The organism is Tessaracoccus sp. ZS01, assembly GCF_022342445.1.
Classification (GTDB): domain Bacteria; phylum Actinomycetota; class Actinomycetes; order Propionibacteriales; family Propionibacteriaceae; genus Arachnia.
The window spans coordinates 55,296-76,564 of the sequence record NZ_PQFE01000011.1 but is presented as its reverse complement, the minus strand read 5'-3'; the positions used below and the strand labels follow the sequence as shown (position 1 = coordinate 76,564).

The 21,269-nt window shown below is 68.5% G+C and carries 17 protein-coding genes; 4 read left to right on the top strand and 13 right to left on the bottom strand.

Annotation, left to right across the window (positions count from 1 at the left end; genetic code table 11):
* Positions 1-119: 119 nt before the first annotated feature.
* Both C3E87_RS10660 and C3E87_RS10655 read right to left on the bottom strand, forming a co-directional pair.
* On the bottom strand, positions 120-1,085 hold the full coding sequence (locus tag C3E87_RS10660) for an NAD(P)H-quinone oxidoreductase (RefSeq protein ID WP_076062558.1): 966 nt from the start codon (positions 1,083-1,085) through the stop codon (positions 120-122).
* A gap of 33 nt (positions 1,086-1,118) precedes the next feature.
* Positions 1,119-3,983 (bottom strand): glycosyltransferase, encoded by a 2,865-nt coding sequence (locus C3E87_RS10655; protein WP_076062555.1) that lies wholly within the window; start codon positions 3,981-3,983, stop codon positions 1,119-1,121.
* A 76-nt stretch (positions 3,984-4,059) separates the two neighbouring features.
* On the opposite strand from C3E87_RS10655, the gene C3E87_RS10650 reads away from it, so the two are divergent.
* Together C3E87_RS10650 and wecB are read left to right on the top strand one after the other, a co-directional pair.
* Positions 4,060-4,719 (top strand): VOC family protein, encoded by a 660-nt coding sequence (locus C3E87_RS10650; RefSeq protein ID WP_076062553.1) that lies wholly within the window; start codon positions 4,060-4,062, stop codon positions 4,717-4,719.
* Positions 4,720-4,774: 55 nt separating this feature from the next.
* Positions 4,775-5,842, top strand: a complete 1,068-nt coding sequence (gene wecB, locus C3E87_RS10645) for a non-hydrolyzing UDP-N-acetylglucosamine 2-epimerase (RefSeq protein ID WP_076062551.1) — start codon at positions 4,775-4,777, stop codon at positions 5,840-5,842.
* 89 nt (positions 5,843-5,931) lie between these two features.
* Here wecB and C3E87_RS10640 read toward each other — a convergent pair whose 3' ends face one another.
* The 11 genes from C3E87_RS10640 to C3E87_RS10590 form a co-directional block, all read right to left on the bottom strand.
* Positions 5,932-7,221 carry a nucleotide sugar dehydrogenase gene (locus C3E87_RS10640; RefSeq protein ID WP_076062549.1) on the bottom strand — a complete coding sequence of 430 codons (1,290 nt, stop codon included), beginning with the start codon at positions 7,219-7,221 and terminating at the stop codon, positions 5,932-5,934.
* 116 nt (positions 7,222-7,337) lie between these two features.
* On the bottom strand, positions 7,338-8,327 hold the full coding sequence (locus C3E87_RS10635) for a Gfo/Idh/MocA family protein (RefSeq protein WP_076062546.1): 990 nt from the start codon (positions 8,325-8,327) through the stop codon (positions 7,338-7,340).
* A gap of 2 nt (positions 8,328-8,329) precedes the next feature.
* A complete protein-coding gene (locus tag C3E87_RS10630) occupies positions 8,330-9,418 on the bottom strand; it encodes a DegT/DnrJ/EryC1/StrS aminotransferase family protein (RefSeq protein WP_076062543.1) in 1,089 nt (362 codons plus the stop codon).
* The gene (locus C3E87_RS10625; RefSeq protein ID WP_076062541.1) at positions 9,415-10,014 is read right to left on the bottom strand and encodes an N-acetyltransferase; all 600 of its coding nucleotides are present in this window, start codon (positions 10,012-10,014) and stop codon (positions 9,415-9,417) included. Before C3E87_RS10625 ends, C3E87_RS10630 begins: the two co-directional genes overlap by 4 nt.
* A 100-nt stretch (positions 10,015-10,114) precedes the next feature.
* A complete protein-coding gene (locus C3E87_RS10620) occupies positions 10,115-10,444 on the bottom strand; it encodes a DUF202 domain-containing protein (protein WP_076062538.1) in 330 nt (109 codons plus the stop codon).
* A complete protein-coding gene (locus C3E87_RS10615) occupies positions 10,441-10,803 on the bottom strand; it encodes a YidH family protein (RefSeq protein ID WP_076062536.1) in 363 nt (120 codons plus the stop codon). Before C3E87_RS10615 ends, C3E87_RS10620 begins: the two co-directional genes overlap by 4 nt.
* Complete coding sequence (locus C3E87_RS14935; RefSeq protein WP_198928288.1) at positions 10,800-11,882, bottom strand: glycosyltransferase; 1,083 nt, start codon at positions 11,880-11,882, stop codon at positions 10,800-10,802. The genes C3E87_RS10615 and C3E87_RS14935 overlap by 4 nt, the downstream gene beginning before the upstream one ends.
* An 8-nt stretch (positions 11,883-11,890) precedes the next feature.
* Entirely contained in the window at positions 11,891-12,763 is an 873-nt protein-coding gene (locus tag C3E87_RS10605) for an ABC transporter ATP-binding protein (protein WP_233120786.1), read from the bottom strand.
* Entirely contained in the window at positions 12,741-13,616 is an 876-nt protein-coding gene (locus tag C3E87_RS10600; protein ID WP_076062533.1) for an ABC transporter permease, read from the bottom strand. Before C3E87_RS10600 ends, C3E87_RS10605 begins: the two co-directional genes overlap by 23 nt.
* Complete coding sequence (locus C3E87_RS10595; RefSeq protein ID WP_076062531.1) at positions 13,617-14,792, bottom strand: glycosyltransferase; 1,176 nt, start codon at positions 14,790-14,792, stop codon at positions 13,617-13,619.
* Positions 14,792-17,353: a glycosyltransferase gene (locus tag C3E87_RS10590; protein ID WP_143570997.1), complete on the bottom strand. Its 2,562-nt coding sequence runs from the start codon at positions 17,351-17,353 to the stop codon at positions 14,792-14,794. Before C3E87_RS10590 ends, C3E87_RS10595 begins: the two co-directional genes overlap by 1 nt.
* A gap of 96 nt (positions 17,354-17,449) precedes the next feature.
* Between C3E87_RS10590 and C3E87_RS14930 the strand changes: the two genes are divergently transcribed.
* Both C3E87_RS14930 and argG read left to right on the top strand, forming a co-directional pair.
* Positions 17,450-19,738, top strand: a complete 2,289-nt coding sequence (locus tag C3E87_RS14930; RefSeq protein ID WP_369819270.1) for an acyltransferase family protein — start codon at positions 17,450-17,452, stop codon at positions 19,736-19,738.
* Positions 19,739-19,831: 93 nt separating this feature from the next.
* Positions 19,832-21,253, top strand: coding sequence for an argininosuccinate synthase (gene argG, locus C3E87_RS10580; protein ID WP_076062526.1), 1,422 nt, complete (start codon positions 19,832-19,834; stop codon positions 21,251-21,253).
* The last annotated feature ends 16 nt before the right edge of the window (positions 21,254-21,269 follow it).

Sequence of the window (21,269 nt, the reverse complement as noted above, 5' to 3'; positions counted from 1 at the left end):
GACCCTCCCCGTCGCCCGGTCACTGAAGCCGCAGACCAACTGCTGTTTGATCGTGGAACAAAGGCGCTGATCCACGTTTGGAAACGGTTCTGTACCTCGGCGTGTCGCCGGGTTCGGGGTCAGTGGACCAGAACGATTTTGCCCACATTGTCGCCGCCGGCGAGCTTTTCGTGGGCGGTGCGCACCTCGTCGAAGGGAATGCGCGTCTCTGGGGAAAGTTTGATTCGGCCGTCATTCAACATCGGCCATACCTGCGCCTCCACGGCGGCACAGATCTCCGCCTTTTCCGTGTCCGGCCGGAAGCGCAGCGAGGTGGCGGTGATGCTCGCCTGCTTGGAGAGGAGCGCCCCCAGGTTGAGCGTCCCCTTCACCCCGCCCTGCAGGCCGATCACGACGATGCGGCCCCGCTTCTTCAGCGCCTTGACGTTGGCCTCGAGGTACTTCGCGCCGATGATGTCCAGGATGACATCGGCACCTCCGGTGGCCTCCCGGAGTTCCGAGACCCAGTCGCCGTGGTAGTCGAAGGCGAAGTCCGCCCCGTGGTCCCTGCAGTGCTGGAGCTTCGTTTCGCTGCCCGCGGTGGCGACGACGACGGCGCCCAGCGCCTTGGCGTACTGCGTGGCGAACGTGCCGATGCCGCCGGCGCCACCATGGGCGAGGAACACCTCACCGTGGGCCAGGTTCCCCACCCGCAGGTTCGACAACACGGTGGCCGCCACTTCCAGCACCCCGGCCGACGAGACCAGGTCGACTCCCGGCGGGGGCGAGATGAGCTGGCCCTCCGGCGCGACGAAGAACTCCGCGTAGCCGCCGCCTGCCAGCAGCGCCACCACCTCGTCACCCTGCTTCCAGCGCTCGACGCCTTCGCCGACCTCTTCCACGACACCGCTGGCCTCGAGGCCGATGATGTCGGTGATGCCGGGAGGGGGCGGGTAGTGGCCCTGGCGCTGCAGGAGATCAGCCCGGTTGACGCCGGAGGCGACCGTGCGCACCAGCACCTCGCCAGGGCCTGGGGTGGGCTTCGCCGCCTCGCCGATGTTCAGGACGTCGACATCTCCGGGGGCCTCAACGATGACAGCGCGCATGGAAACCACCCTAACGCGCAGAGGATGGCCGCGTCAGCCCTCCCGGTCGACCACCTCGGTGACCGTCATCGGCGGGAAGTCCGGCCCCGGTTCCGTATGGATGAAGCCGGTCAGCCGGTCGTAGAGACCCAGGATCCGCGGCTCGAGGTGCTGCCAGGTGCGCTCCGCGGCCTTCTCCGCCAGCAGTTCGGCGGGCACCGGCGACTCCAGGTTCTGGCGCACCGCGCGCAGGTAGTCGGCCAGGTCGCCGCTGCGGAACACCGTGCCGGTGCCCTCACGCCGGGTGAACGCCCGCATGGCGGCCGCGTCGGCGTGCACGAGCGGCAGGCGCGCGTGGAGGTACTCGAAGAGCTTGTTGGGGAGGGCCAGGTCGTGGTTCGGCGACCCCTTGGGGATGGCCGAGACGGCGACATCCGCGCCGCTCAGGTAGTACGCCAACTCGTGCTGGTCCACCGGGGGCGCGAAGTGCAGGCGGCTCTGGGCCACCCCGGCGACATCGGCCACCTTGCGCAGCTCGGCCTCACGGGGGTGCGGGTACGGAACCGCCACCAGGGCCAGGTGCACGTGCTCCGGCAGCTCCGCCAGGCCCCTGATCAGCAGGTCCAGGTTGCGGGCCCGGCTCAGGACCCCCGAGTACACGAGCAGCTGCACGTCGTCGCCCAGGCCGAGCGCCTCCCTCACGGTGCGCGTGCCGACGAGGGGGTACTCCACCGGATAGTGCAGCGCCACCGTCGGGCGCCGGGGCAGCCGGAACCTTGCCTTGAGGTCGTCCGCGAGGGGTTCGGCGACGGTGAGCACACCGTCGGCGTGCACGATGCCGGCCGCCTCCGCGTGCACGAGCATCTCGTGCCGCGCGCGGGCGCCCCGTTCGACGACGGGGAGGCCGGCCCAGTTCTCGCGGGCGTCGTAGACCATCCGCACCTCGGGGCCGAGCCGGCGCAGCGCGACGCGGGCCGCGTCGAACACGTAGGGGTGATGGACGTGCATCACATCGGGCTTCAGGCTCACGAGCAGCTGCGCGAGGGTGCCGGTGTGCGCCTCGATGATGGCCTCGGGGCGCTGCGACGGCGGGGTCACCAGCGCCCGGACCCGCGCGGGGGCGTCGCGCTGTAGTTTGGCGACGAGGCGCTCAGGCAGCGAGGTGGGCTTCGGCGGTGCGGCCGGCGCGTTCTGCAGGGGCACCCGGATGATCCGCACGTCGTTCATGATGGCCTCGCCGGGGGCACTGCCAGGCTGCTCCACCGACACGATCGTGACGCGGTAGCCCCCGCGGCTCAGCGTCTGGGCGATCTTCTTGGCGCGGGTGTCGATGTCGACCGGGGCGTGCCGGAACAGCACCACGTGCGGGGGTTCGACGGCGGAGCCCGGCGCGCGGAAGGGCGCCTCGGCGGGCGTGATCCGGGCCCGGCCGCTGCGGGGGTCGGTCTCCGTGAGGGTGGCGAGCCTGGAGAACTCCTTCAGGATGACCGCTTCGTTGTGCTGCCAGGAGTACCGCTCGGCGAGCGCCGCGAGGTGCTCGGCAGGCACGGGGGCCGCCAGTGCGGCCGTCAGTTGGCGGCCGAGGTCTTTCGCGTCATGCGAGCGGAACACACGGCCCATGCCGTTGTCGGTGACGAACTGCGCCAGCAACTTGGCGTCGGACGTGACGAACGTGAGGCCGGCGTGGAGGTACTCGAACAGCTTGTTCGGCATGGCCTGGTCGTGGTTCGGCGACCCCCCGGGCATGGGGTGGACGGCGACATCCGCGCCGCTGAGGTAGTGGATCAGCTCGCTCTGGTCCACGGCGGGCACGAAATGGATCCGGTCCGCCACGCCCAGCCCCTCGGCCTGCTCCATCAGCTCGGGCTCCATGGGATGCGGCAACGGCATCGTGACGATGGCCAGATGGGCGTCGGCCGGCACGTGCGCCATGGCGTCGATCAGGGTGTCCATGCCCCGGGCGCGGCTCATCACGCCGGAGTAGACGATCAACGGCGTGCCGTCGTCGACCCCTGCCGCCTCACGGACGGTGCGGGGACCGGTGGGCTCCGCCAGCACCGGGTAGTTGCGCAACTCGATGGCAGGGCGCTCCAGGGCGTACTGCTCCGTGACGATGTCGGCGATCTGCTGGTTCACCGACGTGACGTGATCTGCGAAGGGCATGAAGCGACGCTGCAGTTCCAGCAGCGTGCGGTGGGCCACGATGTCGCCGATCTCCTTGTCCGGGAGGCCGGTGAAGTTCTCGCGGATGTCCAGCGAGACCCGGACGGGGTGGCCGGCGGAGCGGAGGGCGTCGAGGGCCTGCCACGCGGCGGGGAGCACGTTGGGGTGGTGGGCGTGCAGGATGTCGGGCCGCAGCGAGATCAGGAGATCCGTGAGGGTGTAGGCCGTGTGGTCTGCGATGGGCAGCGTGGTGGCGAGGTCGAGGTCGCGGTAGAGGTCACGGTGCGCGGCATCGGGCCGCAGCGGCGCCGTGACCGTGTCCACCGCCCATCCCACGCGGTGGGCCACGCGTCGGCCGAGCCGCCCGGCCACGAAAGGCGCCATCTGGGCGGTGAGCTTCGCGTAGTGGGCGGCGGCCTTGGCCGAGGCCGCGTCCGCGCCCTTGACCCGCTCGGCGTAGATCCCGCGGCGGCGGCGCAGCGCGCGCACCTGCTCGACGGCCGGGTCCGGCGCAATCGGATCCGTCGGCACCGATTTCAGCAGCGACTCCTTGGGCCGGAACGCCAGCGGCACCCGGATGACCCGGATGGCGTCGTCCAGCAGGAACTCCTCGGACGTCCCGCCGGCGGGTTCCAGGGAGATGATGATGGGCTCGAAGCCTCCCCTGTGCAGGGTGCCCGCGATCCGCTTGGCGCGGGAATCGAAGTCGACGGGGGCGTGCCGGAACAGCACGACACGGGGCTTGCGGTCTGACACTGGTGCGCCTTTCTGCAGGGAGACGAGCCACCGCAACTCTACAGACACCGGCACCCGCCCCGGCTTATCGTGTGGCATGACGAAACTCACCAGACACGATGCCAGTGAGCAACTCCCCCAGTGGCGCTACCTGCTCGGCCGGATGCACCTCCTGGTCGACGCCGGCTCGTTCGACGAGGCCCTCAGCTTCGTCAACGCCGTCGCGGCACTGGCCAACGAGCACGACCACCATCCGGAGATCGACGTGCGCTACAACCGCGTGCACCTCGCGGTCGCCAGCCACGACGTCGGCGCCATCACGGACCGTGACGTGCGGTTCGGCACCGCCGTGACCGAGCTCGTCCGTGAGCGGGGCCTCACGTCGGAGCCCGGCAGGCTGGCGCAGCTCGAGATCGCCATCGACGCCCTCGACATCCCGACGGTGGCCGCCTTCTGGCAGGCCGTCACCGGCTGGGACCTGGACGACGACTACCTGAGCGACCCCGACCGCATCGGCCCTCCCATCTGGTTCCAGCAGATGGATGAGCCCCGCTCGCAGCGCAACCGGATCCACGTCGACCTCACCGTCGCCCACGATGAGGCCCGGGCACGGCTGAACGCGGCCCTCGACGCGGGCGGCCGCGTGCTCGACGACACCCGTGCGCCCAGCTTCTGGGTGCTGGCGGATCCGGAGGGCAACGAGGTGTGCGTCTCCACGTGGGAGGGGCGTGACGCCTGGGACCGGAGCGACACCTGACGCCACCGCCCCCGGGTGCACGGGGAGCGCACCGCGCTGTGCCAGACTGGAACGCGTGAAGTTCATGAGCGTCGTCGGTGCCCGTCCCCAGTTCGTCAAGCTCGGCCCCATCGTGCGGGCCGCCCAACAGCATGACGACGTGGAACACATCATCGTGCACACCGGGCAGCACTACGACCCGCTGCTGTCGGACGTGTTCTTCCGTGACCTCGGCATACCCGCGCCCGACGCGCACCTGGGCGTCGGCTCCGGCACCCACGGCCGCCAGACCGGCGCGATGCTCTCCCAGATGGACGGCGTGCTGGAGGAGTACCAGCCCGACTGGGTGTTGGCCTACGGCGACACCAACTCCACCGCCGCTGCGGCGATGGCTGCGGTCAAGATGCACGTCAAGCTCGCGCACCTCGAATCGGGCCTGCGCTCCTTCAACCGGCGCATGCCGGAGGAACACAACCGCATCATCACGGACCACCTCTCGGATCTGCTGCTCGTGCCCACGCAGGTGGGCATGGACAACCTCGCCAAGGAGGGCCTGGCGAACCGGGCGCTGCTCGTCGGCGACGTGATGACCGACGTGTGCCTCGCCACGCGGGACGCAGTCGCCAATGACGCCCCGCAACTGCCCCAGGGCGTGGACCCGGAACAGCCGTTCGCGCTGGCCACCATCCACCGCGCCGACAACACCGACGACCCTGAGCGCCTCCGCGCCATCCTCAGCGCGCTGAAGGCCGCCCCGGTGCCCGTCGTGTTGCTCGCCCACCCCCGCCTCGTGGCGCTGGCCAAGAAGCACGGCCTGGCGCTGTCGAACGGCTCCCTGTTCGCCGTCGAGCCGCTGGCCTACCCGCAGATGGTGCGCGCCGTCATGGCCGCCGCAGGTGTGGTCACGGATTCGGGTGGCCTCCAGAAGGAGGCCTTCCTCCTCGGCACGCCCACCACCACGATCCGCACGGAGACTGAGTGGACCGAGACCATCGACAGCGGGTGGAACATCCTCGACCCCGAACTGACCCAGCTCTCCGACGTGATCGTCCGGCCCGCCCCCACCACGGACCTGGGCCAGCCCTACGGCGACGGCCACGCCTCCGAGCGGGTCATCGAGGCGCTCCTCAACTTCGCCGGCTGAGGCTGGCCCGCCTCACGGCTGGGGGCCCCACGCCCAAAAAACGACATCACCCGGCCTGGATCAGGCCGGGTGATGTCGTTGGTGTGGGATCAGCCGAGGCCGATGACCCGGATGTCGACGCCGGGGAAGTCCACCGGGTCGAGGCTGCGGCGACCGTCGACGATGGCGCTCACGCCAGGCAGGTCTTCTTTGGTGAGCGTGCGGTACTCGATGTGATCCGTCTGCACGACGGCGTAGTCCGCCTCTTCGCCCAGGTGGTAGGGCGCGAAGCCGTACTTGGCCAGTTCCTCGTCGGTGTACATCGGGTCGTGGACGCCCACCTCGGCGCCACGGTCGCGGAGCTCGGCGACCACCGGGAACACCCCGGAGAACGCCGTCTCCTTCACGCCGCCGCGGTACGAGGCGCCCAGCACGGCGACGCGCTTGCCGCTCAGGTCGCCGGCGACATCTGCCAGCATCGAGACGGCGTACGCGGGCATCGCTGCGTTGGCCTTGCGGGCCGTCTCCACGACGGTGGCGTCGGGATCCGTCCACAGGTACAGGCGCGGGTAGATCGGGATGCAGTGCCCGCCCACGGCGATACCGGGACGGTGGATGTGGGAGTAGGGCTGCGAGTTGGAGGCTTCGATGACCTGGTAGACGTCGATGCCGCTCTTACCGGCAAACTTGGCGAACTCGTTCGCCAGGCCGATGTTCACGTCGCGGTAGGTGGTCTCCGCCAGCTTGGCCATCTCTGCGGCCTCGGCCGATCCCAGGTCCCACACGCCGTTGCCGCGCGGCAGGTCCGGGCGCTCGTCGAAGCTCAGAACGGCCTCGTAGAACTCCTTGGCGAGCCTGGCGCCCTCCTCTGAGAGGCCACCGATCAGCTTGGGGTACTTGCGCAGGTCTTCAAACACCCGGCCGGTGAGCACCCGCTCCGGGGAGAAGACCAGGTGGAAGTCGAGGCCCTCCTTGAGGCCGGACCCCTCCTCCAGCATGGGCTTCCACCGGTTGCGGGTGGTCCCCACGGGAAGAGTTGTCTCGTAGCTGACGAGCGTGCCGGGCTTCAGGCCGGCGGCGATGGAGCGCGTGGCGTTGTCCATCCACTCGAAATCCGGGATGCCTTCGGCGTTGACGAACAGCGGGACCACCACGACGACGGCGTCAGACTCCGCCACGGCCGCGCTGGTGTCGGTGGTGGCGCGCAGCCGGCCGGCGGGCACCAGCTCGGAGAGCTTCTCCTGCAGGTGCGCCTCACCCGGGAACGGCTCGGTTGCCTGGTTGACCAGGTCCACGACGCCCTGCTGCACGTCCGCGCCGATGACCTCGTGGCCCGCGTCAGCGAACTGCACCGCTAGCGGCAGACCAATCTTCCCCAGCGCAACGACGGTGATCTTCACCCTGATGTCTCCTCAAAAGTCCTGTGGCCAGGTGGCCGGTGGTGGGGTTGCGTTTTCGTCCCGATCGCCGGAATGCGGCCGGATCGAGACGAAAACGCAACTCGAAAAATCGGCAATCAGCTGACGGAGATGAACTGGCCCGTCTTGCCCGATTCGATCATGGCCTCGCACACCTCGACGACGCGGGCGCCCTGCTCCATCGTCACGATGTCGGCTTCCTTGCCCAGCACGGCGTCGCGGAACTGCTCGTGCTCGGTGCGCAGCGGCTCCGGCTTCGCGATGGCGTAGCGGGTGACGTCGCCTTCGGAGACACCGCGGAACTGCGCGATGTCGGCCCAGGTGGTCTGGACGTTGCCGTTGGCGTAGAACGTCAGGTCGGCGGTCAGGGTGTCCGCAACGAACATGCCCTTCTCGCCGGTGACGATCGTCAGGCGTTCCTTGGTGGGCGTCAGCCAGTTGACCAGGTGGTTCGACATGAGACCGCCCTCGAGCTGGCAGGTGGCCGAAACCATGTCTTCGTATTCGCGGCCGGTCTTGCTCATGGTGCGGGCGGCGACCAGTTCGAACTTGCGCTGGGTCACCCAGGCGGTGAGGTCGATGTCGTGGGACGCCAGGTCCTTGACGACGCCCACATCAGCGATCCGGGCCGGGAACGGGCCCTGACGGCGGGTGCAGATCTGGTACAGGTCGCCCAGGTCGCCGCGCTCGAGCCGCTTGCGCAGCTCCTGCAGGGCAGGGTTGTACCGCTCGATGTGACCCGTGGCGCCGATCAGACCCTTGGCAGCGAACGCCTCAGCGAGACGCTTCGCGGCACCGGTGTCTGCCGCCAGCGGCTTCTCCACCAACGCATGCACGCCGGCCTCCGCCAGCGCCAGACCGATCTCCTCGTGGTACCGGGTGGGGGTGGCCACCACGACGTAGTCGAGCTTCTGCTCGATCAGCGCGTCGATGCCGGGCAGCACCTCCAGGTCACCGGCGACGGAGAACGGGTCCCCCGCCGGATCCGCCACTGCCACCAGGTCGACACCGTCGATGGAGCGCAGGTTGCGGGCGTGGTGACGGCCCATGGAGCCCAGGCCGATCAGGCCCGCTCGAAGGTTCGCCACTGTCATGCACCGGCCTTGGCGAGAGTGTTGACGGCGGTGACGATGCGCTCGAGGTCTTCCTGCGACAGCGACGGGTGCACGGGCAGCGAGAGGCACTCCACGGCGGCCTGCTCGGTGTTGGGAAGCTCGACGTCGGCCTGGAACGGCTTGAGGCGGTGGTTCGGCACGGGGTAGAACATGCCCGAGCCCACGTTGTACTCGTCCTTCAGCGCCTTCGCCAGCTCGTCGCGGCCCTCGGCCACCCGCACGGTGTACTGGTGGTACACGTGCACCGCACCCTCGAGCACCGGCGGCACGACAACACCCTCCAGGTTCGACGACAGGAACGCGGCGTTGCTCTGCCGCTGCTCAGTCCAGGCGCCGACCTTCGTCAGCTGGACGCGGCCGATGGCGGCGTGGATGTCGGTCATGCGGTTGTTCAGGCCCACAACCTCGTTGTGGTACTGCTGCAGCATGCCCTGGTTGCGGTAGAGACGCAGGTTGCGCTCAATCTCGTCGTTGGCCGCCGAAACCATGCCACCCTCACCGGAGGTCATGTTCTTGGTGGGGTACAGCGAGAACATGCCGAACGTGCCGAACGCACCCACCGGCGTGCCGTTGAGCGAGGCGCCGTGCGCCTGCGCGGCATCCTCGAACAGCATCAGGCCGTGCTTGTCGGCGATGGCCTGCAGTTCGACCATCTTCGCGGGGTGACCGTAGAGGTGCACCGGCATGATCGCCTTGGTGCGCTCCGTGATGGAGGCCTCCACCGACGCGGGGTCCAGCGTGAAATCATCCAGCGCGATGTCGGCGAACACCGGGGTGGCGCCAGTCAGCGCGACCGAGTTCGCCGTCGCCGCGAAGGTGAACGACGGGACGATGACCTCGTCGCCGGGGCCGATGCCGGAGCTCAGCAGGCCCAGGTGCAGACCCGACGTGCCGGAGTTGACCGCCACACAGGCGCGGCCCAGACCGAAGTGGGCCGAGAACTCCTCCTCGAAGGCCTTGACCTCAGGGCCCTGGGCGAGCATGCCCGAGCGCAGCACGCGGTCGACCGCCTCGCGCTCCTCATCGCCGATGATCGGCTTGGCCGGTGGGATGAAGTCGTTCACTGAGAAACCTCCACGAGAGTGTTGTCGTCTTGTTCTTGATACTTGTCGCCGGTCTGGGGGCACACCCACAGGCCTTCGGCGTCACCTTGCTCGAGCGGCACGCCTGCGCGGCCCACCCAACGGATGCGCTTGGCCGGGACACCGGCCACGAGCGCGAAATCCGGTACGTCCTTCACGACGACGGCACCAGCCGCGACCATGGCCCAACGGCCGATGGTGACGGGCGCGACGCACACCGCGCGCGCTCCGATGGAGGAGCCCTGCCTGCAGGTCACGCCCACCGGCTCCCAGTCGTCGCCGCGCTTGAGCTTGCCTTCGGGGTCGATGGCGCGCGGGTAGTAGTCGTTGGTGAACACGACCGCGGGACCGACGAAGACCCCGTCCTCCAGCACGGCCGGCTCGTAGACCAGGGCGTAGTTCTGAAGCTTGCAGTTGTCACCCATCTGCACGCCGGTGCCGACGTAGGCGCCGCGTCCGACGATGCAGTTCTCACCGAGGACGGCCTTCTCACGCACCTGGGCCAGGTGCCAGATGGAAGAGCCTTCTCCGATGGTGGCGTCGGGTGAGACGTCCGCCGAATCAACAATGCGAACCATGCTTGGGTCCCTTCGAATATCGCTGCAAGCGAGCATACAGAATGCACGTCCGGGCCGGACATCGGGCCGCGCCCACTGGGCTGCGGTCCCTGGTGCGACACTAGCGGGCCGGGCTGACGAGGGTCAGCGCGAGGACGATGAGGCCCCCAGTGGCGACGGCCAGGGCCAGCGCGGCGGGCAGCACCCCGTCGGGCAGCTTCACCACGCCGGCGGTGAGCGACCGGTGGGTGTACCGGTACCGCCGACGCGAGGCCGCCCCGAGCACCAGTGCGGTGAGGATGCCGGCCCCGCCCAACAGCCACGCCCATACGCCCACGGTCTGGGCCGCGATGCGGGCGTAGACCAGGGCGCCGAGGCCGAGGGCCAGGGACGTCCGCTGCCAGGCCAACCCGGTGCGTTCCGGCTGGAGACCGGGGTCGTAGACGCTCATGCCAGGAGGAGGCCGGCCAGGATCAGGACACCCACCAGCGCGACGATGATGGCCACAGGCAGGGCGAAGAACGCCGTCGGCAACGGCTGCGCACTGCGGAGGGCCTTCTCGTAGCGCGCCCAGCTCCACCAGGCCATCGGTGCGGCGGCCGTGCCGGCGACGAGCAGCACGATGGAGGCCGCCATGCGGAGGCCGCTGTGGATGTCCGGCCCCAGCACCTCCAGCGCGATGCCGGCCGCCAGAAGGGCGAGGGAGGTGCGGATCCAGGCGAGGAACGTGCGTTCGTTGGCCAGCGTGAACCGCGCGTCCGGCTCCTGGCCGGTGCCGTAGACGAACCTGGGGAAACGTGGCCGGGTCATGGCGTCAGTATGCCCGCGAGCTTGCCGATGCGCCCCGCGGCCTCGTCGTAGGGGCTGGGCCGCTGGCGGAGTTCCTCGCCCGCGGCGCGGGCATTCGCGACGAGCGCCGCCCGGTGGTCGGCCTCGGCGGCGAACCTGCGGAGGGCCTCGACGGTGGCGGGCACGCCGTCGACGATCACTCCGGCGCCGGTTCCCTCGACCAGTTTCCGCACGCGGGGCAGCGGCGTGGCGATTGTGGGCATGCCCATGGCGAGGTACTCGTACACCTTCGACGGCATGGCGTCGCGGAAGGCCGGGGTGCCGGCGAGGAGGCACAGGCCGACGTCGGCGCCGGCGGCGATGCGCCAGGATTCCGCGGGGGGTTGCCGGTCGTGCCAGGTGACGGTGCGCGCATCCCGGCGGGTGAGCCGCTCGTCGAGCCAGGCGCGGTCCGCCGCGGCGACGGGGCCGACGAGGTCGAGGTGCCAGGGCGTCGGGTCGTCGACAGTGGCCGCGACCGCCTCGACCATGTCGCGGAGGCCCCGGGTGGTGCGGTTGTCGCCGATGTAGACCGCCCGACGGTAGCCCAGGGTGCTGTCACCGGGAACCGCCGGCATCGGGGGCAGCAGCGTCACGTCGGGCACGTTGCGCATCACGAAACGACGGAGAGCGTGGCGCGGCGGCACGTGGTCGTCGGCGACCAGCACCAGGTCTGCCCGGGTGATGATCCGGTTGAGGAGGGACACGGCGCCGCGCAGCACGGCGAGCAGCGGCTTGGGTACCCAGGCCCTGTCGCGCAGCAGCTCGCGATAATCCTCGTGCACGTCGGCCACCCAGGCACGTCGCAGCACCCGCGACGACACCCAGGCTGAGAGCGCGGTGTCGGGGTCGATGGTGACCAGCACGTCGCAGCGGGCTTGCCACGGCCAGAGCAACGCCCGGAGACCGCGGAGCAGCTTGCCCGCGGGACGGACACCCCCGGGGGCCCCGGTGCAGGACAGCCCGCGCACGCGCACCCGGCAGCCGGCGCGTTGCAGCGCTGCCACGGTGCGGTGCAGGCGGGCGTCGGCGACGTCGTGCCCCGTCGTGACGATCGCCACTCTGGGGGTCAGAAGTCCTCCATGACGATGGAGTCGTCGCCAACCTTCAGGAAGTCCAGATAGGCCTGGCACACTTCCTTCGGGTCGCCCCGGCGGATGAGCTTGCCCTTGTGCAGCCAGACCACCTCGTCGGAGAGTTCCTGGATGGTGCCCAGCGCGTGCGACACCAGCAGCATCGTGCCGGCGTGGTCCATGAGTTCTGCCATCTTCTGGTTGGCGCGGTCCTTGAACTTCGCGTCGCCGGCCGACAGGGCTTCATCGATGATGAGGATGTCCGGGTCCATGTGCACGGCGACGGAGAACGCCAGCCGGGAGAACATGCCCGAGGAGTAGGTGCGCATCGGCATGTCGATGAAGTCGCCCAGATCCGCGAACTCGGCGATTTCCTCGAAGCGCTCCGTGACCTGCTGGCGCGTCAGGCCTGCGGCCAGGCCGCCCAGGACGACGTTCTCGCGGCCGGTCAGGGCCGAGTTGAACCCGACGCCGAGCGCGAGCAGCGTGGAGACCTTGCCGTCGATCTCGATGCGGCCCTGCGACGGCGGCAGGATGCCTGCCACAGCGCGCATGAGCGTCGACTTGCCGGCGCCGTTGGCACCGATGACGCCGGTGCACTGGCCTTTCGGCACGTTGAAGGTGACACCGCGGAGGGCGCGCACCTCCCGGTAGTTGACCTGCTGGCCGCGCAGGCGCTTGACCATGGCGTTCTTGAGCGTGTTCTTGCGCTCCATGAACACCTTGTAGGTGATGTGCAGGTCGTCGATGACGATGGCTGCGCCCTCGTCGGACGTGGGGGGCGCGACGGAGGAGTGGACCTCCGGCTCGGGTGCTCCGGGCTGGCGCTCCAGGTACTGGGATTCGTCAGAGGCGGACAGCGAAATCACGCTCCCTAGAGATGAAGTACAGGATGCCGCCGATGCTGAGGGCCAGCGCCCAGGCGACTGCCGTGGCCACGTAGTACCACGGCGGGTTGTGGCCGTGCAGGGCGTCGCTCCACATGCCGAGGATGCCGAAGACCGGGTTGAACAGGATCCACTCGCCCGTGCGCTTGCCGATGGGGTTGGTGAGGAACTGCTCACCCGTGTACAGCACCGGCGACGCGTACAGCCAGATGCGGATGACGTACGGCAGGAAGTTCGCTGTGTCGCGGAAGTAGACGTGCCAGGTGGCGACGATCGATCCGAGACCCATGCCGATGAGCGCGGCGAGCAGCACCACGAGGGGGACCCACAGCAGGGTCCAGGCGATGGGTTTGCCGAAGACCACGTGGATCACGGCGTAGACGATCATCGTCGGCACGAACCGGCGCAGCGCCAGGTAGGTGTTGGCGAAGATCAGCAGCTGCTTCGGGAAGTTCATGTTCAGGATGAGCGATCCGGCGTTGGTCACCGAGGTGGCGCAGGCCTGCACGATGCCCGAGATCAGGAAGAAGAGGAACAGGCCGCCGGCGATCTGCGGGAAGTCGGCCCGCGGGACACCGTTGGCGTCCAACTGGCTTCCGCCACCGATGATCATCACCAGGAGGAAGTAGACGGCCGCGAGGAGGAGCGGGTTGAGCACCAGCCAGGCCTGGCCGAGGAACGTGTTGGTGTTCCCGGCGCGGATGTTGGTGTCGCTCATCTCCTTCGCGAAATCGAGGCGGTGCCACAATTCCGTGAAGTAATCCCGCAGGTTGGGGATGCCCGCCTTGTGCGGTGTGTAGACGCGCCGCGTGGACGTCTCAGCAGTGTTGGCCACTTAACCTTCTCCCCGGCCATCCGCGTGCACGGATGCCAGCTTCTCGTAGACGGCCCGCAGGCGGGCGGCGTCGGCATCCCAGCACAGGGCCGGACGTGCCGCCTCGACATTACACACGTAGCGCGGAAAATCAGCAACGGCCTCCCTGATTGCGCGCGCGAGGTCGTCGGGGTCGCCTGGTGTGTAGAGGGTGCCAAGGTCGTGCTCGCGCACCACCTTGGCCAGTTCACCGATGTCGGTGGCCACCACCGGCAACCCGAGGCTGACGGCGTGGAACAGCTTGTTGGGCAGGGCGAGGCGGTGGTTGACCCACTTGTCGGAGTGCGTCACCAGGGACAGGCCTGCGGCCGACATCAGGGCCGAAGCCTCGTCGAGCGGCAGTGCACCCAGGACGGTGACCCGGCCAGGATCGAACGACGTGAGCCAGGTCTGGTCCGCCGGGCCGCACATGGTGATGGGCAGATCCACCAGCTTGCTGGCCGCCGCGATGGTCTCGAGTTCGCGGTAGGCGGCGACCCGGCCCGCGTACACGAGGCCGGTGGGCGCCTCGGGGACGGCGGGGTGGCCGTCGCGCAGCGGGAAGGTGTTGCGCACCACGGTGACGTCCTGCCAGCCGTGGACGCCCTTCAGCGCATCCGCGACACCGTCGCCGACGGTGATGATGGCGGAGGCGCGGGAGCCGCACTCGCCCTCGACGCGCTTCTCGCGGGCGTCGGCCAGGGGGGTGGGCCGGAACTCGCGGGGGAGGCCCGTCCACAGTTCGTGCGAGTCGTAGACCAGGGGCACCTTGCGCTCGCGGGCGAGCTGGTCGCCGGCGGCGAGTGCCGTGAAGTCGTGGGCGTGCACCACGTCGAAGTCGCGCTGCTGCGCATCCTTGACCGCACCTGCGGCCCACCGGCCGAAGGACGAACGGCGGTGCTCCGGCAACAGCAACCACCGGGCGAAGCGCAGGTGCGGAGGCAGTTTCTTCCCCGCCAGCGACGGCTGGCCCTCCCCGCGGAACACCGAGGACGTGCCCACCGACGACACCGTGATGCCCGGCCCCGGCACGAAGTCGGCAGGGACCGAGCGGCCGATGATGTGCACGGTGTGCCCGACGTCGACGAGGGTGCGGGCTTCCCGCAGCACCCTGGTGTCCGTGGCCACGGAGGTGGCCACCAGCATGAGGATCTTCATCAACGGGCCGGCTCGCCCAGTCCCATGAACTCTGCGAGCACGTGGGCGCTGTGCCGCCCGTCGTGCCACCGCTTGGCGTACTCGCGGCCCCGGCTGCCGAGCACCGCGGCCCTGGCGGGATCCGCGGCGACCTCGAGCAGCACGCTGCGCAGCGTCTGCGACGTGGCTTCGACGATGGGGACGTCATCCTTGATCCGCTGGCGCACGCGGTCTGCGACGTGGCCGATGACGACGCGGTTGCCGGACATGGCCTCGACTGCGGTGATGCCGTAGTCGCCGAGCCGGATCTGGTCGATGACGATGTCAGCGGTGAGCATCTGCTCGCGCATCTCTTCGCGGCTCAGTTCATTGAGGCCGCGGTAGACGATGAGGCCTTCGGCTTCGAGCTCGCGGCACACCGCGTCGACGTCCTCAGAGCCCTTGATGGAGCGGCGTGAAGGCACGTGGAACACGATGGGGAGACCGCCGTGGGCCAGGGGCGACATGGAGGTCCGCCATTCGTCGGTGTCGACGACGACGGGCAGCCAGGTGGCCTGCGGCAGGTAGTCGAGGAGGTCGTTGGTGGTGACGTAGACGGGGCCGTCGAAGCTCAGCACGTGCGGCGTGAGGTCCTCCACCTGACGCTGCAGGATGGCCGTCAGCTCCTCGGCGGGGTCCTTGAACGGCGAATCCGGCTCGAGGGAGGCGTGGATGCGCGGGTTGCGGATGTCGGAGCCGTGGAAAACGAGGCCCTGGCGGATGCCCTTGCGCGCGAACCACCCCACCTCGTCGTAGAAGTGCGCGCCGAACTTGGCGCCGATGACCGAGCGGCCCGATTCCGTGAGGACGTGGCTGACGCGGTCCTCGAGCTTGGCCTGGAGCTGCTTCTGCCAGGCGGGCGAGACCCACTGGCCGTAGGTGACCGTCTCGTCGACGGGGAACGTCAGCGACTGCTCACGATGTCGCCACACCGATTCGGCGATGGCCTGCGGGTACTCACGCATGAGCGCCTTGGCCCAGAGCTGGGGCAGGCCGCCGGTGTTGGCGCAGCCGATCCGGATCCACGGCCTGGGCTCGAACAGCTTCGAATCCGCGAGGGTGGCACGCTGCCGGAGCATGTCGCTGCGGATGGCCGCCAGGTTGTCGTGCAGCTTGGTGGGCTCGAGGCCCGGCAGGAGCTTCGGGTCCGTGATCTGCTTGGCCACGTCGACGATCACGTGCTCGAAGTGCTCGAACGTGTGCTCCGCCACGAGTTCATCGGTGAGCTTGGCCCGGTACTGGTCCAGGTTCCCGAGCAGCTTCTTCGCCGCCTCGGCCAGCGAGGGCGGGTTGGAGTGCAGGAACACCTCGCCGATCCCCAGCGTGGTGACACGTTCCGAGAGCCAGTCCATGTTCGAGGTCAGGATGGGCAGGCGTGCCTGGACGGATTCGAAGTACTTGTTCGGCGCTGCCCAGTTGTGGTTGCCCACAGGCAGGAACGGCATGACGGCGGCCGTGGCGGAGGCCAGGTATTCGGCAACCTCGTGGGTGGGGGCGAAGGGCACGAAGTGCACCCGGTCGCGCACACCGTGCGTGGTGGCGATCGCCTCGAGTTCGTCGGTGTAGGAGCTTTCGCGTCGGGCGCCGATCGCCAGGTGCACGCCTGGCAGGTCCTTCAGCGCCACGACGGCGTCGTGGACACCGCGGTGGTAGCTGAGCCCGCCCGCGTAGACGAGCAGCGGCGCCTCGTCGTCGATCTTGAGGAAGTCGCGGACGGTGAGCGTGCGGCCGGTCTCCGGCAGGTTTCCGATAGGCGCGTTGGGCACCAGCGGGGGCACCTCGCTCAGGGAGTACTGCTTGGCCAGGAAGTCCGCGATGGGCTGGCAGACGGTGACCGTGGCGTCGACCTTGGGCATCGCCTCGGTTTCGAGCGCGGGGAAGCCCAAGGTGACGTTCTGGTCGTCGCTGGCCAGGCCGTAGACGTACTCGCGGGCGTCGTAGAGGAGCCCCATCTGCCTGCCCTTGGCACGCTGGATGTCCGCCACCTCGGCGCCCATGGGCAGCAGGTGGACGTCGGTCACGATGAGGTCGGGCTCCAGCCCGGCGATCACGTCGCGCAGGGCATCCGTCATCACCGGCACGTGCGGTAGCGCGGAGCGCCAGTCGAACGGCGCGTCGGGGTCGGGCTTGGGCGCATTGACCTTCTGGGCCGTCTTGTTGACCAACCCCTGCGCCGGGCGCAGCACGCGCTTGTTGGCCTGCTTGACCACGGCTCCGGCTGTCTCCTCGACGCGGGCGATGGCCTTGGCCACCTTCTGCGGAGGACGGCGGTGGAGCACGAGGTGGAACGCCTTGCGGACGATCCGGTAGAGGATCGACGGCGGCTTTGGCCCCGCGGCGGGCGCCGGCCCGCCGCTCTTCGGCCTGGCCTGGCAGAGGATGTACGGGATGCCCGCAATCACCCCCTCGTTGGGGATGCCGGTGCCGAAGCCGACCATGGTGACGCGGTAACCCGCAGCAACGAGCGCCAACGCATTGCGCTGCGCGCGTGCGTCGATCTCGATGTTGTTGGGTAGCGCGATCACAGCATGGGGTCGCTGCATGCCTGGCCTCCAGCCTGCCGACAGTACTAGGCGAGCATCCTACCTTCTGCGCCCGCTTCTCCACTCTTCGCGTGGGTCCCCACCTACGAGGAGAGTGTGCGGTACTCGACGCGGCCCGCATCGACGAAATCTGCGCATCACGCCGCTCGGGCTAGAGTTTCGCCCGAAGATCGAGGAGGGGCAGTGGCTCAAGCAAGGACAGGGGCGGCACGAGGCGACATCGAGGGTCTTCGGGCTATCGCAGTGGCCTGGGTGGTGCTGTTCCATCTCAGCGCGACGATGTTTCCGGGCGGCTTCGCCGGTGTTGATGTGTTCTTTGTCATCTCCGGATTCCTCATTACCTGGCAGATGGTCAAAGAATGGGAGCGCAGCGGCACCGTCAATATTCCTCGCTTTTATGCGCGGCGGGCGCGCCGTTTGCTGCCGGCGGCAACCGTCGTTCTGGTCTTCACGGCCGTCGCGGGATGGCTCATCCTCCCACCCTCCGAGCACCGGTTCCTCGCGATCGACATCGGGGCATCGGCGCTGTATGTCATCAATTGGGTGCTGGCCGCACGCTCCGTGGACTACCTGGCCACCGACGTCGGGGCCATTCCTTCGGCCGTCCAGCACTACTGGACGCTTTCTGTCGAAGAGCAGTTCTACCTCATCTGGCCGCTGCTGATTCTGCTCGGACTCATCGTGGCGAGGCGACTCGGAGCGCGCCGGGGTTCCGCATCGACGGGAGATGACAACCCCCAAGCGACTTTCGACCACCGGCGACGCGTCGTCGGCATCTTGCTGTGCGCGGTCGCGCTCGCTTCGTTCGCGTGGTCCATCTGGCACACGTCAGGAAACTCCGCCAACGCATACTTCGTAACCACCACCCGAATCTGGGAACTGGCCATCGGCGCCCTCATAGCGATTGCGATGCCCTGGCTGATCCAGCGAATCAACCGAACGGTTGCCAACGCTTTGAGCGCAGTCGGGATAGCCGCCGTCCTGGCCACCGCTGTTGTTGTGACCACATACACCCCTTGGCCAGGGTATGCGGCGCTTCTGCCGACGCTAGGTTGCGCCGCCGTGGTCATCGCGGGCTGCGCCCACCCGGACACGTGGGTAGCGAGGGCCTTAGGCGTGGCTCCGATGCGGTTGATCGGGGGGCTCTCTTACAGCATCTACCTCTGGCACTGGCCCTTGTTCATCTTCGCCGAACTGCACTCATCCGATCGACCATGGTTGCTTCCCCTTGCCGCCGCGCTCAGCGTGGTGGGCGCGTGGCTGACGAAACACTTCGTTGAGGATCCGCTGCGCTTCCATAGGAGAGTGATGGACTCCACTAAGGTCGCGCTGGCCATGGGCGCCGCCGGTATGGCCCTGTCGTTGGCCGCCGCAGGACTGCTTCTACTGGCTTCACCGAAAACGGTTGAGCCTGCGTCTCGACCCGACGCACTCGCATCGGACGCGGCGTCCTCGATGTCAGGTGACTCCGCCGCGGAGAGCGGTGCCGATTCTGACGCCCAGCTATGGGGTCCCATGGCATACGTCGATGTCAGCGCCTCCCGAGGGCTTGAGTTGGTGGAGCGAGCCGACCCCCAAGCCGCTTGGACCACCTCAGGCCCGTTGACCCCAGCCCCGGAATCTGTGATGGAGGATCTTCCCGCCACATACGCAGATAAATGCCAGTTGACATACGACGAGGTACAGCCCCGCACATCGTGCATCTACGGCGACACCGATTCAGATCACCGCGTGCTCCTCTTGGGCGACTCCAAGGCCAACCAGTGGTTCAGCCCATTCGAGGCGATCGCAGAGCGGGAAGGGTGGCGGCTGGAGGTCCACACCAAGTCCGCCTGCTCCATCGAAACCGGCGTGGTGTCGCTGGACGGGAAGCCCTACCAGGCATGCCGCGACTGGAGCATGAAGGTGTTGGAGGACATCGAGGCCAATCCTCCAGCATTGGTGATCTATTCGCAGGGTCGAGGGATCCCGGCTGTGGAGTCCCAGCGCCTTTCGTCCCAACTGGCCCGAGTAACGGCAGCGGGGAGCCGCCTGGTCATCGTCGATGACTCGATGACTTCCACACTCGACAATGGGCAGCGGCCGGACGTCTGCCTCCAACTCAACAGCGACGACTACTCAGCGTGCATGTTCAAGCGCGGGCCAGGGGGCGCTTCCGCCGTTCTTGAGGCGGTGGCGAAGGACCTCCGGGCGTCCTTCCTCCCTGCGATGGACTGGGTGTGCCCACGAGGAGTTGACCGATGCTCCGCAGCCGTCGGGCAGGTCCCTGTATTCAGGCAAGGTACCCACATCACCGACACCTATGCTGTATGGATGGCCCCGTGGTTCCATCGGGAACTCATCAAAATCGGGGCTGCCGACACCCAGCCGATGCCGATCAGCTGACAGGAGCCCCTTCGATTCTCGACTCGGCTGGCCGTACCCGCGCGTGGCCGGACAGCGCGGAATGCGGCGAACACCTACGGCTAAAGTGGTGCCGTGACTAAAGTACTCACCTCCCTGCCCGTCGGCGAGCGCGTCGGTATCGCGTTCTCCGGCGGCCTCGACACCTCCGTCGCCGTCGCGTGGATGCGCGAGGCGGGCGCCGTGCCCTGCACCTACACCGCAGACATCGGCCAGTACGACGAGCCGGACATCGACTCCGTTCCCGGGCGCGCGGTGGAGTACGGCGCCGAGATCTCGCGGCTGATCGACTGCAAGCCGCAGCTCGTCGAGGAGGGCCTGTCCGCCCTGGCGTGTGGCGCGTTCCACATCCGCTCCGCCGGCAAGGCGTACTTCAACACCACGCCGATCGGGCGCGCCGTCACAGGCACGCTCCTGGTGCGCGCCATGGCGGAGGACAACGTCTTCATCTGGGGCGACGGCTCCACCTACAAGGGCAACGACATCGAGCGGTTCTACCGCTACGGCCTCATGGCCAACCCGCAACTGCGCATCTACAAGCCGTGGCTCGATGAAGAGTTCGTGCGGCAGCTGGGCGGGCGCGCGGAGATGAGCGCCTGGCTCACGGAGCGCGACCTCCCGTACCGCGACTCCAAGGAGAAGGCCTACTCCACCGACGCCAACATCTGGGGCGCCACGCATGAGGCCAAGACCCTGGAGGACCTCAACGTCTCGCTCGAGACCGTCGAGCCGATCATGGGCGTGAAGTACTGGGACCCGTCGGTCGACATCGCCACCGAGGACGTCACGGTCCGCTTCGAGCTCGGCCGCCCCGTCGCCATCAACGGCGTCCGCTTCGACGACTCGGTGTCGCTGGTCATGGAGGCCAACGCCATCGGCGGTCGCCACGGACTCGGCATGAGCGACCAGATCGAGAACCGCATCATCGAGGCCAAGTCGCGCGGCATCTACGAGGCGCCGGGCATGGCGCTCCTCTGGATCGCCTACGAACGTCTCCTCTCGGCCATCCACAACGAGGACACCCTCGCGAACTACCAGGCGCAGGGCCTCAAGCTCGGCCGCCTGCTGTACGAGGGCCGCTGGCTGGACCCGCAGTCGCTGATGCTGCGCGAATCCATCCAGCGCTGGGTCGCCTCCGCCGTCACCGGCGAGGTGGATCTGCGCCTGCGTCGCGGCGACGACTACACCATCCTCGACACCCGCGGCCCGCACCTGAGCTACCAGCCGCACAAGCTCTCGATGGAGCGCGTGGAGGACGCGGCGTTCGGTCCCACGGACCGCATCGGCCAGCTGACCATGCGCAACCTCGACATCGCGGATTCCCGCGAGAAGCTCGAGCTGTACGCCCAGCAGGGCACCCTGCTGGCCGGGCACGCTGCCCTCATCGGGCAGTTGGAGCGCGGCGGGGCTGCGGCCATCGCCGAACTGGGCGCCACCGGGCCGTCGGATGTGGACGAGGCCGTCGAGCGCTCCTCGATGGACACCGGCACCGACTGACGGCAGGACAGATTCA